The sequence below is a fragment of the Comamonas sp. A23 genome, from assembly GCF_004522605.1.
Classification (GTDB): Bacteria; Pseudomonadota; Gammaproteobacteria; order Burkholderiales; family Burkholderiaceae_C; genus Comamonas; species Comamonas thiooxydans.
Genome location: NZ_RSDT01000013.1, coordinates 69,856 through 83,744 on the forward strand (window position 1 = coordinate 69,856; position 13,889 = coordinate 83,744).

The 13,889-nt window shown below is 61.4% G+C and carries 12 protein-coding genes; 8 read left to right on the top strand and 4 right to left on the bottom strand.

Annotated elements, in window-relative coordinates; genetic code table 11:
- Nucleotides 1-22: 22 nt before the first annotated feature.
- Together EIC84_RS22800 and EIC84_RS22805 are read left to right on the top strand one after the other, a co-directional pair.
- On the top strand, nt 23-2,107 hold the full coding sequence (locus EIC84_RS22800; RefSeq protein ID WP_034361649.1) for a TonB-dependent receptor: 2,085 nt from the start codon (nt 23-25) through the stop codon (nt 2,105-2,107).
- Nucleotides 2,108-2,125: 18 nt separating this feature from the next.
- Entirely contained in the window at nt 2,126-3,478 is a 1,353-nt protein-coding gene (locus tag EIC84_RS22805; protein ID WP_003063354.1) for an NtaA/DmoA family FMN-dependent monooxygenase, read from the top strand.
- A gap of 235 nt (nt 3,479-3,713) precedes the next feature.
- Here EIC84_RS22805 and EIC84_RS22810 read toward each other — a convergent pair whose 3' ends face one another.
- Entirely contained in the window at nt 3,714-3,920 is a 207-nt protein-coding gene (locus tag EIC84_RS22810) for a hypothetical protein (RefSeq protein WP_003063352.1), read from the bottom strand.
- Nucleotides 3,921-4,241: 321 nt separating this feature from the next.
- Complete coding sequence (locus tag EIC84_RS22815) at nt 4,242-4,676, bottom strand: YbaN family protein (RefSeq protein WP_003063350.1); 435 nt, start codon at nt 4,674-4,676, stop codon at nt 4,242-4,244.
- 207 nt (nt 4,677-4,883) lie between these two features.
- Here EIC84_RS22815 and EIC84_RS22820 point away from each other — a divergent pair, with 207 nt between their 5' ends.
- A complete protein-coding gene (locus EIC84_RS22820; RefSeq protein ID WP_003063347.1) occupies nt 4,884-5,987 on the top strand; it encodes an enoyl-CoA hydratase/isomerase family protein in 1,104 nt (367 codons plus the stop codon).
- 109 nt (nt 5,988-6,096) lie between these two features.
- Here EIC84_RS22820 and EIC84_RS22825 read toward each other — a convergent pair whose 3' ends face one another.
- A complete protein-coding gene (locus tag EIC84_RS22825; protein ID WP_003063344.1) occupies nt 6,097-7,215 on the bottom strand; it encodes a DUF72 domain-containing protein in 1,119 nt (372 codons plus the stop codon).
- Between the two features lie 178 nt (nt 7,216-7,393).
- On the opposite strand from EIC84_RS22825, the gene EIC84_RS22830 reads away from it, so the two are divergent.
- The gene (locus tag EIC84_RS22830; protein WP_003063341.1) at nt 7,394-9,775 is read left to right on the top strand and encodes a Tex family protein; all 2,382 of its coding nucleotides are present in this window, start codon (nt 7,394-7,396) and stop codon (nt 9,773-9,775) included.
- 88 nt (nt 9,776-9,863) lie between these two features.
- On the opposite strand, the gene EIC84_RS26385 is transcribed toward EIC84_RS22830, so the two are convergent.
- Nucleotides 9,864-10,316 carry a hypothetical protein gene (locus EIC84_RS26385; RefSeq protein WP_237704421.1) on the bottom strand — a complete coding sequence of 151 codons (453 nt, stop codon included), beginning with the start codon at nt 10,314-10,316 and terminating at the stop codon, nt 9,864-9,866.
- Between EIC84_RS26385 and EIC84_RS22835 the strand changes: the two genes are divergently transcribed.
- From EIC84_RS22835 to EIC84_RS22850, 4 genes are all read left to right on the top strand, one after another.
- Complete coding sequence (locus EIC84_RS22835; RefSeq protein WP_231879617.1) at nt 10,299-11,084, top strand: hypothetical protein; 786 nt, start codon at nt 10,299-10,301, stop codon at nt 11,082-11,084. The genes EIC84_RS26385 and EIC84_RS22835 overlap by 18 nt on opposite strands.
- A gap of 66 nt (nt 11,085-11,150) precedes the next feature.
- A complete protein-coding gene (locus tag EIC84_RS22840; RefSeq protein ID WP_034361646.1) occupies nt 11,151-11,993 on the top strand; it encodes an HDOD domain-containing protein in 843 nt (280 codons plus the stop codon).
- 208 nt (nt 11,994-12,201) lie between these two features.
- Nucleotides 12,202-12,963 (top strand): response regulator transcription factor, encoded by a 762-nt coding sequence (locus EIC84_RS22845; protein ID WP_003063334.1) that lies wholly within the window; start codon nt 12,202-12,204, stop codon nt 12,961-12,963.
- A gap of 156 nt (nt 12,964-13,119) precedes the next feature.
- Nucleotides 13,120-13,833: an ATP-binding protein gene (locus EIC84_RS22850; RefSeq protein WP_240701980.1), complete on the top strand. Its 714-nt coding sequence runs from the start codon at nt 13,120-13,122 to the stop codon at nt 13,831-13,833.
- The last annotated feature ends 56 nt before the right edge of the window (nt 13,834-13,889 follow it).

Here is a 13,889-nt window from a genome sequence, read left to right on the forward strand (position 1 = left end):
ATTCTCATTAAAGGAAGATGCCGTGAAACTGTGTTTGCATCGCAAGCTCCCCTCCCGGGCGGGCGCTGTCGTACTCTCTACCTTGATGGCGCCAGCCGGAGTCTTCGCGCAGGGTGTGTCGGGCTCCGAGGAGGAAACCGCCACGCTTGACGTGGTCGTGGTCAGCGGTGAAAAGGTCAGGCGAGAACTCAAGGACACGGCATCCTCCGTGTCGGTCAAGTCTGGCAAGGACATCGAGAAGGAGGAGAGCGGCAATGCCTCGGTCCACGAGGTGCTGCATGACGTGCCCAACGTGGTCTACACCGACACGGTGGGTGCACCCATCATTCGCGGGCAGGACACGCAGGGCCCCAACAACGGGCAGAACGTCTTTTGGGGCGGTACGGTACCGCGCGCCACCATCAACCTCGATGGCCACTACCTCAATTACAACGAGATGTTCTTCGGCGCGACCTCGGTCTGGGATGTGGAGAGCATCGAGGTGTTCCGCGGTCCTCAGACCACCTCGCAGGGCGCAAATGCGATAGCGGGCGCAATCATCGTCAATACCAAGGATCCGAGCTTCAAGCCCGAGGCGGCCTATCAGCTGGAGGCCGGCAACTACAACTCGCATCGCGCCTCCATCGCCGTCTCCGGCCCCGTGGGCGAGGAGCTGGCCGCGCGACTTGCCGTGGACTATGCGGGGCGCGACACCTTCATCGACTACAACAATCCGCGGTTCCAGCAGGGCCAGGCTAACCAGGATTTCCGTGCGCTCAACGCGCGGCTGAAACTCCTGTGGCTGCCAAGCAGCATTCCCGGCCTGGAAGCCAAATTCACCTACTCGCACAACGACAGCAACCGCCCGACCCAGGAGGCCGCTTCAGCACCGTTCGGCGCGCTGAAGCACTGGACGACGACCATGCCTAGCTGGAAGCAAAAGACCGATACCGGCATTCTCGATCTGAGCTACGAACTGAGCAACGGCCTGCGGCTGGTCAACCAGGCCCAGTATTCGCGCTCGTCCGTGCAGCGCTACACCGGCATTTCCGGCGAGGGTGATGCCGATATCCGCCAGAACAATTTCTCCAACGAATTCCGCGCCCTCGTGGGCAACGAAAAAGATCGCCTGAGCGGCTTCGGCGGCATCTATTACGCCCGTACCAACACTGACGAAAGCTTGCTGCTGCGCGGTCTGTCCGCCTTCGATGACACGAAAAAGAACCTGGGTATTTTTGGCGAGCTGAACTTGCGCCTGACCGATCGCTGGACTCTGAGCAGCGGGCTGCGCTACCAGCAGGACGAGGTGGTGCGCAACGGCAGCTCGGTGCTGGCGCCCACCCCCCTGGGCTACACCAAGACCTTCTCGGCCCTGCTGCCCAAGGTCTCGTTGGCCTATGCAGCCACGCCACGCTGGACGGTGGGTGCCTTGGTCAGCCGTGGCTACAACCCGGGCGGCGTCTCGCTAAACCTCACCAGCCGGCAATGGGCCTACTTCAAGAAGGAGTCGATCTGGAATTACGAGCTGTTCAGCCGTACCAGCCTATTCGATGACAGGCTGATGCTCAACACCAATCTGTTCTACATGGACATGCGGGATGCGCAGTACAACATCCCGGTGGTGATCTCGCCGGGCGTGGCTCAGTCCTACACCATCAACGCCGAGAAGGCCCATGCCTACGGCTTTGAGCTGGGCGCCGACTACCGCGCGCTGGACAATCTGAGGATCAAGGCCGGCGCCGGCGTGCTGCGCACGAGGATCGAGGAGATGAGCAGCAACCCCGGCTACGAGCACAACCGCTTCGCCCGCTCGCCCGGCTACACCGTCAGCGTCGGCGTGAGCTGGGATGCCACTCCCCGGTTCAATGTCTCGGCTCAGGTGCGCCACCTGGACGGCTACTACTCCGATACAGCCAACACCCGTGCCTATGTGGTTGGCTCCAACACCATCACAGACCTGCGCATGAGCTACGCGTACAACGCGCACGTGCAGCTGTACGGCTACATCAAGAACGTCTTCGACAGGCGGGCACCCACTTACCTGCAGCAAAACCGCGGCATCGGCGGCATCGAGGCCAGCATGACGGCGCCGCGCATGATCGGCGTGGGCGTACGCGGAACGTTCTAAGAGGGGAAGGATGCAAGCATGACAAAGCGCAAACCACTGCACATCGGCCTTTCGCTGGCCCCCACCTGGCTGAGCGGCGATGCCTGGAGGCGGCCCGGCAGCAATATCGAAGGGCTGTACTCCAGCGACTTCGCCCTTGACCTGGCCCGGCGCGCCGAGGCCGCGCACCTGGACTTCGTCTTCCGGCCCGACGTGAGCTTTCTGCCCATGGAGGTTCTGGAGACGGGCGCCGGCTTCGCCAGCCTGGACCCCACGGTATTGATGGCCGCGCTTGCGCGCGAGACTTCGCGCATCGGCCTGGTGTCCACGGTATCGACCACGTTTTTCCCGCCCTATGCGGTCGCGCGCCAGCTCCAGTCGCTGCACTGGATCAGCAAGGGCCGCGCCGGCTGGAACATCGTCACCGCCTTGCAGGGCCACGAGAATTTCGGACTGCAGGCCATGCCCGACGCCGACGAACGCTATGCACGGGCTGCCGAGTTCACAGAGGTGGTGCGCCGGCTGTGGGATAGCTTTCCCAACGAGGCCTTGAAGATCGACCGGGGCAGCGGCCGCTATGCCGATGCTTCACTGGTGCGCCCCATAGACCACGAGGGGCCGCATCTGAAGGTGCGTGGCCCCCTGAACCTGCCCGCCTTCGGTGGCCCGCGAATTCCGCTGGTTCAGGCAGGCGCATCCAGTACCGGGCGCGATTTTGCGGCGTCCGTGGCCGACATCGTCTTCGCGCCCACGCCCGACCTCGACGCGGCGCTGGAACTGCGCCGGGACCTGTCCGTGCGCGCGCAGCGCCATGGCCGCCAGGCCCAGGATGTGCGCCTGCTGCCCGGCCTGAGCCTGTACCTGGCCGACAGCCGCGAACAGGCGCGGGAGATGTTCAGGCAGACCCATGGCCGCGTGGACCGGGACCGCAAGCTGGCCTCGATCAAGGCCATGATCGGTCTGGACCTCACGGACTGGCCTGCGGACCGACCGATTACCGGAGCTGACCTGCCGGTGCCTGTGGCGACGCCCTCCAGCCGCACGCATGCGGGCCTGCTCAGGCGCCTGATCGAGCGCGAGTCACTGCGGATCGACGAGTTGCTGCTGCGGCCGGAGATCCTCTCGGCTGCGCACTGGCAGGTGGTCGGCACGGTGGACGATGCCGTCGAGCAGATCGTCGAATGGAGCGCCACCGGCGCCATCGACGGCTTTCTGGCCGCGCCCGGCGGCTCCGTCGAGTCCCTGCATTGCGTGCTGGAACAGTTGGTGCCCCGCCTGGTGGAAGCCGGCCTGTTCCGCTCCCGCTACACAGGCACCACGTTCATGGAGCACCTTGAAGAGTCGCGTCAGGAGCGTGTTCATGCTGCAGCCTACCCATCTGCTCGCTCGTAGCGGCGATCACGCAGCTTAGTTGTCGCAGTCACGTCCGTCATTGGCCTCAATACTCTGTGGGCTTAACCCTCCATGGGCTTGCAGTTGGAGTCGATTGCCTGTGGATAAGGACATTCTTTGTTACGTTGGCGCCTGCCAATGAGATACGGAGAGAAAGCATGGCGAGAGCATTGCTGTGCTTGGGAGTCACACCAGCGCAGTCCGCCAATGCCGCGGCGGCCGCTGATGCGCTGCGCTACCGCGTGAAGGCGCAGCACTTGACGTCGATCAGTTGGTGACTCGGTTTCCTGCTGCCCTTGATGTTGATCATCGTGCGGCCTTGGCGTTTTATGTTCATCGGCGCAGGCGCGCAACTTTTCCCGGATGTGCTGTCACCTTCCCAGCCCGCGGCCGGCACCTGCGTGTAGGCCATCGGGATATTGCTGGCGTCGCTGGCTTCCATGTGCTTGCACAGGCACTCGCCCGCAACGGGTTCATGTACCAGTGCTTGTCTTGGTGTCCCCAGGCGGCCTTGTCCAGCCTGCCCACATTGTCGCCCGGCTCACGCGGGTCGGCCTGGTTGCTTCCGCGCCGGTTCCCGGCGCGACAGGCTCCAGCATGTCGATGCACGCGACCGATGCCGTGGCCAGAGCAGGCATTGTTGGGGGCAGACACTTGCCCTAGCTGTTGGTCTTTTCTGCTCTGTGGCGTGTGTTGTCCAGAACCAAGAATTGGCGGCAGCATTTGCCTGCACACGCTTCGTGGAACGGTGCTGTGAGCTGCTCTAGACCTGCGGCTCCGGCCTGAGCCACAGCCAGAGCAATACGCAGGCCATGATGCTCAGCGTCATGGCCGTGAGCCATGGCTTGTACGAGAAATACAGAATCAGCAGGCTGCTGGCGCCCATGCTGACGGTTGCCGTCCATTTGGCTCGGCGGCTGACCTTGCCGCCAGTGTCCCAGTTGTGCAGCAGCGGGCCGAACACTCGGTGAGCATAGAGCCAGCGATGCAGTCTGGGTGAGCTGCGCACAGCCGCCCAGGCGGCCATCAATATGAATACCGTGGTGGGCATGCCGGGAACCACGGCGCCTATCAGCCCCAATATCACGCAAACCAGCGCAAAGGCAATGAGCAGATAGCGCAGCGGTGCGGAAAGCTGCTTGGATTCCAGGTGCGGTTCTTCGCGAGGGGTTTCGGGCGGTGGTGGCTGATCGTTCATGAGGCAGAAGGTGGGCCGCAGAAGCTGCAGCCTGGCACGGCTCCCATATTAGTCAGCATTGCAGACCGCTCGGGCTTTGTGGCTGCGATGCTGGCGGTATTTGTCACGTCCTTGTCCCTGCTTGCGTGGAGTGCAACCGCATAATCGGTGCGCATGGCCTGGCGACCGATTGGCGACCAGCATGGAATTGATTCAAGGAGCAAGACAATGACCCCCACCCCGAGCGCCGATATGTCCGATGTGATTGCCGAAGTCCGTGGCAAGCTGGGCATGATTACGCTCAACCGGCCCAAGGCGCTCAACGCGCTGTCTCTGGGCATGGTGCGCGATCTGCTGGGTACTTTGCTGGCCTGGCAAAAAGACGACTCGATTCTGGGCGTGGCCATTCGTGGCAGCAACAAGGAAGGGGTGTTCGGGGCGTTCTGCGCCGGTGGCGACATTCGTTTCCTGCACGCGGCCGGCAGCAGCGGCAATCCGCAGCTCGAAGATTTCTTCACCGAGGAATATGCGCTCAACCATCTGATTCACAGCTTTGGCAAGCCCTATATCGCTTTCATGGATGGCATCGTCATGGGCGGAGGCATGGGCATCAGCCAGGGCGGCTCGCTGCGTATCGTGACCGAGCGCACCAAGATGGCAATGCCCGAGACGGCCATTGGCCTGTTCCCCGATGTAGGGGGGGGCTATTTCCTCTCGCGCTGCCCCGGTGCCGTGGGCGAATGGCTGGCCTTGACCGGCGACACTATAGGCGCGGGCGATGCCCTGGCTTTTGGTCTGGCCGATGGCTGCATTCCTGCCGAACAGCAGGCAGAGCTGTGGGAGACCCTGGCAACCACGGATTTTGCCAATGTGGAGGCGCTTAATGCCGTGGTGCGCTCCCGCTTTGTGAGCACCGAGCCCAAGACAACCGCTCACCGCGCGGAAATCGATGCCTGTTTTTCTCAGCCCACGGTGGCTGCTGTTGTGCAGACCTTGCAGGCTGGCAGCGAATGGGCCCAGGCCGAGGCTGCCACGCTGCGCAAGCGCTCGCCCCTGATGCTGCATGTGGTGCTCGAGCAAATCCGCCGTGCGCGCCAGATGGATCTGGCAGAGGACTTGCGCATGGAGCGCGATATGGTGCGTCACTGCTTTTATCTGCGTCCGGGCCGCAGCGAGACCGTGGAGGGCATCCGCGCACTGGCGGTGGACAAGGATCACAGCCCGCGCTGGAATCCCGCCAGCATCGAAGAGGTGAGCGATACCGAGTGGCAGGCGTTCTTTGACAGCCCCTGGCCTGCGCATTCGCACCCGCTGGCGGCGCTGAAGGACTGATTGGAGTTCTCATTCAGAAAGCCCGGCAGGTTTGTGGCCTGTCGGGCTTTGTTTTTGATAGCCATCAGCGCTTTGAAAGTAAGCGTCTGAGGGGGATTCGAGTATTAATTCAGGATGACGGCCGCGGATGCTTGTCAGAGCCTGAGTCTGAAAGGCTCGCAAGCGCCTGCGCCAGCAGCGCTATCGAGCGGGGGGCACATCCCTCGGCATCGTTGCTGATGGTCACGAAAGCGGGTTGACTGGCACCGGTGATGCCCGCAATCGTGCGGGCCAGCCGCTCCCGGGTATGCCGATCTTCGCTGAGGATCTCGTTGAACGGCTGGTGCTTCTTCTGGGCATCGGCATAGCCGTAGGCGCCAAAGATGCGATTCAGATTCCAGCGGCAGACCAGCGGCCCGGGCCATAGCGCACGCAGCATGGGCAACTGCTCTTCAATCGTAGGCATCTTGCCGTGCAGGCCCAGACAATAGGTTGCGCCATGGGTCTTGAGTGTCTGGGGGAGCGTCGGGGTCAGCAGCTCGGGGTCTCTGACCTCGACGGCCACGACGACTTGCGGATGTGCTTGTAGCGCCTGCCTTACGGCGGACAGCAGCAGTCCGAGCTTGTCCATCAGCAGGCCGGGGCGGCTGAGCAGACTCCACGGCAGGGGGCTGAGCTGAAAGACCAGAACGCCCAGCTTGCTGCCCAGTCCTTCGAGTGTGGGCTGCACAAAATGCTCTATGGCCAGGTGAGGGTCGAGAAACGCCGGGTTGCTCTCGCGCGGCTTGCCTTCCTCGCTGCGTACCTGGGCATCGGTGATTCCGGCCGGGCATTTGACGACAAAGCGAAAGTCGTCATCGACCTGCGCGGCAAAGGCTGCATATTGGCTGGCCGTCAGCGGCCGCCAGAAGGTGCGGTCGACGCAGACGGTGCGCAGTAGTGGGTGCTGGTGATAGGCCGTCAGACCTTTTTTGGCCAGCACGCTGCTGTCGTAGGCACCGTCCCAGACCAGGCCTTCCCAGCCCGGGTAGGACCAGGTCGAGACGCCCATGCGCAGCAGGGGAGGCAGTTGCGCGGCCAGGTCCTGGTACTGCGCAGCTGCAGGGGCCAGAGAAATAGCGCCGCGCCTGGGTTTGCGTTCAACTGTGTCATCGGCCTGCGGCGCTTCTTCAGTCCGAGCCTTACCGGTACCGTCTCCGGGTGGAGGCAGCTCATCGGCAAAAAAATCGTCCTGGTAGGTATCGGGCATGTCGCAATAATTTTAATGAAATTGGCCTTCCGTGCATGCTCATCAAGGGAAAGCAGCTATGGAAAGCATAGTTTTTAAGGTTTGCTTGCACTTATGCCGGATATCGAGGGCAGTCTGGCGGCATGCCTATGGCAAACTCATTGGCTTCCTGTGTTGAACGCCGTGGGGCGAATATCGAATGCAAAAAATCATTGGTCAGATTGCTCAAGAACTGAATGTCAAGCCGCAGCAGGTGAGCGCGGCTGTGGAGTTGCTCGATGGCGGCGCCACGGTTCCGTTTGTGGCCCGCTACCGCAAGGAGGCCACGGGCGGTCTGGACGATACGCAACTGCGCACGCTGGACGAGCGCCTGACCTATCTGCGCGAGCTCGACGACCGCCGTGAGACGGTGCTCAAGGCCATTGACGAGCAGGGCAAGCTGACCGATGCGCTGCGCCTGGCGATTGCCAGTGCGCCGACCAAGCAGGAGCTGGAGGACATTTACCTGCCCTTCAAGCAAAAGCGCCGTACCAAGGGCCAGATTGCCAAGGAATTCGGCATTGAGCCGCTGGCTGACAAGCTGTTTGCCGACCCCACACTGGATCCGCACAAGGAAGCCGAGGCTTTCTGCAAGCCAGCGACGACCCTGGACGATGGCAAGCCCGGCCCCGACTTCAGCACCACCTTTGCCGTGCTGGACGGCGTACGTGACATCCTGTCCGAGCGCTGGGCCGAAGACCCGGCACTGGTGCAGAAGCTGCGCGAATGGCTGTGGGATGAAGGCCTGCTCAAGTCCAAGAAGGTCGAGAGCAAGAACGAGAACGACCCCGAAGTCGCCAAGTTTCGCGACTACTTCGAGTACGACGAGCCGATTGGGCGCGTGCCCTCGCACCGGGCTCTGGCCGTGTTCCGCGGCCGTGCGCTGGAGGTTCTCGAAGCCAAGCTGGTGCAGCCGGTCGAGCCTGAACCGGGCCAACCCAGCCTTGCTGAGGGCAAGATTGCGCTTCACCTGGGCTGGAGCCATGCCAAGCGCGCCGCTGACGATCTGATTCGTAAATGCGTCGCCTGGACATGGCGCGTGAAGCTGAGCCTGTCCACCGAGCGCGACCTGTTCAGCCGCCTGCGCGAAGATGCCGAGAAGGTGGCCATCAAGGTGTTTGGCGACAATCTGCGTGACCTGCTGCTGGCGGCGCCTGCCGGCCAGCGTGCCGTGATCGGCCTGGACCCCGGCATTCGCACCGGCGTCAAGGTGGCCGTGGTGGATAGCACCGGCAAGCTGGTGGACACGACCACCATCTACCCCCACGAGCCGCGCCGCGACTGGGATGGCTCGCTGGCCGTGCTCGCCCGTCTGGTGGAAAAGCACGATATCAATCTGATCGCCATCGGCAACGGCACGGCCAGCCGCGAGACGGACAAGCTGGCTGCGGACCTGATCAAGATCGCGTCCAAGGCCGACAAGAAAATCGACAAGGTGGTGGTGAGCGAGGCAGGTGCCTCGGTCTATTCGGCCAGCGAGTTTGCGGCGCAGGAAATGCCCGATATCGATGTGAGCCTGCGTGGTGCGGCATCGATTGCCCGCCGCCTGCAGGATCCGCTGGCCGAGCTGGTCAAGATCGACCCCAAGAGCATTGGCGTGGGCCAGTACCAGCACGATGTGAACCAGAGCGAGCTGGCGCGCCAGCTGGATGCCGTGGTCGAGGATTGCGTGAACTCCGTGGGTGTGGACTTGAACACTGCTTCGGCCCCGCTGCTGACGCGCGTCTCAGGCCTGTCGGGTTCGGTCGCCAAGTCGGTCGTGCGCTGGCGCGATGCCAATGGCTCGTTCAAGAACCGCAAGCAACTGATGGAAGTGGCCGGTCTGGGAGCCAAGACTTTCGAACAGGCCGCAGGCTTTCTGCGCATTCGCGGTGGCGACAATCCGCTCGATATGACAGGCGTTCACCCCGAAACCTATCCCGTGGTAGAGCAGATCATTGTCTCTACCGGCAAGCCCGTGGACCAGATCATGGGTCGTGGCGAGGTGCTCAAGTCTCTGAAGCCTGAGCAGTTTGCCAATGAAAAATTTGGTGCTGTGACCATCAAGGACATTCTTGGCGAGCTGGAGAAGCCCGGCCGCGACCCGCGCCCCGACTTTGTCGTCGCCCGCTTCAATGATGGCGTGGAAGACATCAAGGATCTGAAGGAAGGCATGACGCTGGAGGGCACAGTCAGCAACGTGGCCCAGTTCGGCGCGTTTGTGGACTTGGGCGTGCATCAGGACGGGTTGGTGCACGTGAGCCAGATGAGTCACAAGTTCATCGAAGATGCGCGTGAAGTGGTAAAGACTGGGCAGATCGTCAAGGTCAAGGTGCTGGAGGTCGATGTGGACCGCAAGCGCATCAGCCTGACCATGAAGCTGGATGCAGCGCCTGCGCGCCGAGACGGCCCGCGCGACAACCGCTTTGAAGGCGCTGGTCGTGGCAACAACTACGGCGCCGGCAACCGTGGTGGCTATGCGCAACCCCAGCGTGGCAGCCAGCCCACACAGCAAAACGCCATGGCATCCGCCTTTGCGAAGTTGCAAGGATTAAAGAAATAATCTCCTACCGGGCCGCCACTTAATTCATATTACAGGCGGCCTTTTTTGTGGGAGCACATCAATGCGCAAAGCGAGAGGGCGGGTGATACTACCGGCCATAGGGGTGGCAATCTTGGTGGTCTTTATTGGCACCAAGATGGCATCGCGCGGCTGGATATCGTTGGACAGAATCAAAGACAAGGCCCATGTCCAGCAGCCTGCAGCCTTGGTCTGGCCACCAGCCCTGGCGCCAGAGAGCGATGACTTTTGTCATACCATCAAGCTCAATCTTGCCCAGGTTGACAAGGCCCAGGAAGAGGGCATCAATATAGATCAGCAGCGGCGCTGCATCACGCGTGCAGCGATGGCAGAGCATGAGATGGCCAAAGTGCGTCACGCTGCCGCTCGCAAGCAGCACGAGAGCCAGCGCGCGGAGCAGGTGCAGATCGAGCAGGTGGTGGATCAACAGATCGCTTCTGGCGAAATCGCTCTGCAGAACCTGATGCAGGCTCGCGCAGGCAAGACAACACAGATTGCGACAGCCTTGTTGCCGGCGGCCCATAAGCCTATCCAGCCGATGCCGACACCGCCTTCTCAGCTGTTTGTTCCCATGAGCTATCGGAGCGGGGATCTGAAACTCAATGCCTTTGTCACCCCGGACCCCAGAGATGGGAGGAAGCAGCCTTTGATGGTCTGGCTGACGGGGGGAGATACCAATAGCCTGGACGATTTCTGGAGCGAAGGGCCAGCCGCCAATGATCAAAGCGCCAGCGCTTTTCGCAAGGCTGGCATGGCGATGCTGTTTCCCACATTGCGCGGCGGCAATGACAATCCCGGCCAGCGTGAGTATTTCTGGGGGGAGGTGCAGGATGTGGCAGCAGCCATCCTGCAGGCAGCACAGCTGCCTTATGTCGACCCGGCACGCATCTATCTCGGTGGGCACAGTACCGGAGCCACGCTGGCTTTGCTGACGGCGACGGCAGGCTTGCCCGTTCAGGGGGTGTTCGCGTTTGGTCCGGTGGACGAGATCGGCGGCTATGGCTGGCCCGTGAAATGGGGCTTGATCTCGGCGGATGAAAAGCGCTTGCGTTCGCCCGTCTACTGGCTGCATGCCATAAAGAGCCCGACGTGGATCATCGAGGGCAGCAAGAGCCCCGGCAATACCAACAGTCTTGACAATATGTGCGTCGCACGAAAATCGAATCAGCTGCACTGTGTCTCGGTTCAGGGGGCTGATCACTTTTCCGTGTTACAACCCCTGACACGCAAGCTTGCCAGCCAGTTGGTCATGGGCCAGCCAGTGCAACTGAATCGAGATGAAAAGCTCTGACCTTCCTATGGGCCCACTCGTGTTCATTTCGTGGTGGCGACAGCCTTGCCACTGCCTTTGATTCAGATGAGCCGCGTCAAACCATTGAGCCTGCCAACGTTGCTGGAGCAGCATGTATTGCTGCCAAGCCAGCCGCGCGTCGTTGCGCTGCTATCGAGTGAACTGCGCAAGCCGGAGCCCGGCATGCGCAGCCTGGTGCAATTGTTTTCCACCGATCCGGTTCTGACCGCTCGTCTGCTGGCCGCGGCCAATGGGCCAGCGCATCTGCTGGGGCAACGCGTGCACAGCATTCCCGAAGCACTGGTGCTGCTGGCGCCGGTTCAGTTGCGGCAATTGGTGCAGAAGGCGGCTCCAGTCAGCGCATCTCATGTTTCGGCAGGCTGGAGTCTGGCGAATTTCTGGCGCTACAGCCTGGACACGGCACGCATGGCACGCGCGCTCGCAATGTCGGTTCAGGCCAATGCCTCGCAGGCCTATGCGTTGGGACTGCTGCATGGCCTGGGAGAGCTGTTGCTGCAGGCTGCCGACCCTGACACTTTCTTCAGGCTTTCCGAGTTGCTGGAGCCCATGCATCCCAAGCGCCCCCAGGTCGAAATGCAGCTGATGGGCTATTGCTCGGGGCAGATTACAGCCCATCTGGCGCGGCAGTGGAATTTTCCGGAGCAGGTCAGCGATGCCTTTCAGTTCATGCATGCGCCGATGGAGCAGCCTGTATTCGAGCCTTTGACGGGGGTGCTGCATCTGGCCATCTGGCGGGCATCGACCCGCGCACTTAACTGGGGTGAGCGCCAACTGGCAGTGACTTTCCCTGCTGAAACTGGACTGGCGCTGAGCATGGACATCGACATGGTGCTGCGTCAGGCATCCATCGACTGGCACGCGGCAGGTTCTCTGGATGTTCAGTTTTAGTGCACCTGGGCCCCTGTGATGAGGAGTTGGCGGTTTTGAGTAGGTGTCGTCAGAAAACCGTGATTACTCAAATTGCATTTTTTCTTACGCTGAGTTGCAGTTTTAATTGCTAAAAACTATCTAATGACGCGCTGGGGAGTTTTTATCTATATGGTGTCTTGAGCACCATCCTGAGTCCCCGGCAGGCAACTCTGGCCAGGAGAGAGAAATGGACCCGAACGGTGCAAACAACTCTGGTGATGCCTTGATGCTCCGACCCATGGCTGTGGAGCTCGGTAGTCCTTCCATGTGGCCCGATCATATGGTGGGGCAGCCCGACAAGCCCGTCAGAGTGCTGTTGGTGGACGATGATGCGCATCTACGCATGGTGATCGCACAGGAAATCATGAATGATCGACGCACCATGGTGGTTGCTCAGGCGGACAACCTCAAGGATGCAAGAAAAGCCATTCGTCAACATGAGTTTGATGTCATGTTGCTGGACCTGAAGCTGGGGGCTGACGATGGTCTTGAGTTGATCGAGGTGATGAAAAGCCAACGCCCGCAGGCAGAGGTCATTGTGGTTTCGGTGGTGGAGACGGAGGAGCAGGTGTTGCACGCCTTCGAGCTGGGAGCAACCGGCTATCTGGTCAAGAACTCCTGGTTTGGCAACTATCCTCAAGCGGTGCTGCAGGTCGTCAATGGCGGTGCATCCATCACTCCCAGTCTCGCCAGGCGGCTGTTGCAGCGGTATGACAAGCGGCCGGCCACCGGGGCTGTTCCGGGGTCCGGTATGTCCGACAGGCTCTCCAGCCGCGAATGCGAGGTCTTGCGCATGGTGGCCAGTGGCAATACCAGTGCAGAGATCGGCGTGCAGTTGGAGATCAGCACCATGACGGTCAACACGCACATCAAGAACATCTATCGCAAGCTCCAGGTGCGCACCCGAGCACAGGCCGTGCGTTTCGCCTACTTGCGTGGCTGGTTCTAGGCGCCAGTGTCTGCGAACGCTTTCACCATGTCCTACGTCTGGCAGCTGCTTCTCTGGAGTGTTCAGCTGCTGCTGTGGCTGCCCTGGCTTTTGCAGCCTGGAGCGGTTTTCAATTCAGCTCCCTGGTGGACTGCTGCGCTAGGCGCGGCAGGCAGCATGGCGGCTGTCGTCTGGCTGTTGCCTCTGGCATATCGCAGCGTGCTGTGGCGTAGACGTAAAAGCGCACGTCCATCGAGAGAGGTACAGCTGGAGCGCAGGCGCATAGCGGAGGCATTGCATGACGATGTCGGCAGCCAACTGGTGCAGCTGATCAGCCTGACAGGGCTCGGCACGGACCCGGCGATTCGCAGCAACGCAGAACAATGCCTGCTCGATCTAAGGCTGATTGTTGATTCCATGGATAGCCGAAATGAACCCTTGGGCGTCCTTCTTGCACGTTTCAGGCACAGGCTGCAACCTGTGCTGGATCATCGAGGCATGAATCTGCACTGGGATGTTTGGGACCCGGAGATGTCTGGCGATGCCGGCAGTCTGCCATGCGGCGCCATGGCCGAGGAAATCATGGCAGTGGTGAAGGAGGCTGTGAGCAATGTGCTGCAGCACACTGACGCGCTTGAGCTCTGGATCACGCTGGCTGCCGACGAACAGTGGAAAAGTGCTTCAAATGTTTCAGATGCCTCCTTTGTGCATGCTCGCCTGAGCATTGAGGATGCGGGGCCCGTCAGACCGGCTGATGGCAGGCAAGTCCCGGGCTTAGCATCTGCTGGCATGGGGTGGGTCAATATGCGCCGCAGAGCGCTTGTCATGGGGGCGAAACTGAGCATCTCCGCTCGACCCGGTGGCGGCACCTCGGTCACGCTCAACTGGTGAAGTCGCCGAGCTGATCGCGAGCAACGGGGCTTGCAAGCACAATGCCCACATGACGT

Bases quoted from the DNA above. Each gene is read 5' to 3' on its own strand.
- EIC84_RS22805 (WP_003063354.1), top strand. From the start codon at position 2,126: ATGACAAAGCGCAAACCACTGCACATCGGCCTTTCGCTGGCCCCCACC.
- EIC84_RS22810 (WP_003063352.1), bottom strand. From the start codon at position 3,920: ATGGAAGCCAGCGACGCCAGCAATATCCCGATGGCCTACACGCAGGTG.
- EIC84_RS22815 (WP_003063350.1), bottom strand. From the start codon at position 4,676: ATGAACGATCAGCCACCACCGCCCGAAACCCCTCGCGAAGAACCGCAC.
- EIC84_RS22820 (WP_003063347.1), top strand. From the start codon at position 4,884: ATGACCCCCACCCCGAGCGCCGATATGTCCGATGTGATTGCCGAAGTC.
- EIC84_RS22825 (WP_003063344.1), bottom strand. From the start codon at position 7,215: ATGCCCGATACCTACCAGGACGATTTTTTTGCCGATGAGCTGCCTCCA.
- EIC84_RS22830 (WP_003063341.1), top strand. From the start codon at position 7,394: ATGCAAAAAATCATTGGTCAGATTGCTCAAGAACTGAATGTCAAGCCG.
- EIC84_RS26385 (WP_237704421.1), bottom strand. From the start codon at position 10,316: ATGGGCCGCCGGCAACAAGGCTGTCGCAATCTGTGTTGTCTTGCCTGC.
- EIC84_RS22840 (WP_034361646.1), top strand. From the start codon at position 11,151: ATGAGCCGCGTCAAACCATTGAGCCTGCCAACGTTGCTGGAGCAGCAT.
- EIC84_RS22845 (WP_003063334.1), top strand. From the start codon at position 12,202: ATGGACCCGAACGGTGCAAACAACTCTGGTGATGCCTTGATGCTCCGA.
- EIC84_RS22850 (WP_240701980.1), top strand. From the start codon at position 13,120: ATGGCGGCTGTCGTCTGGCTGTTGCCTCTGGCATATCGCAGCGTGCTG.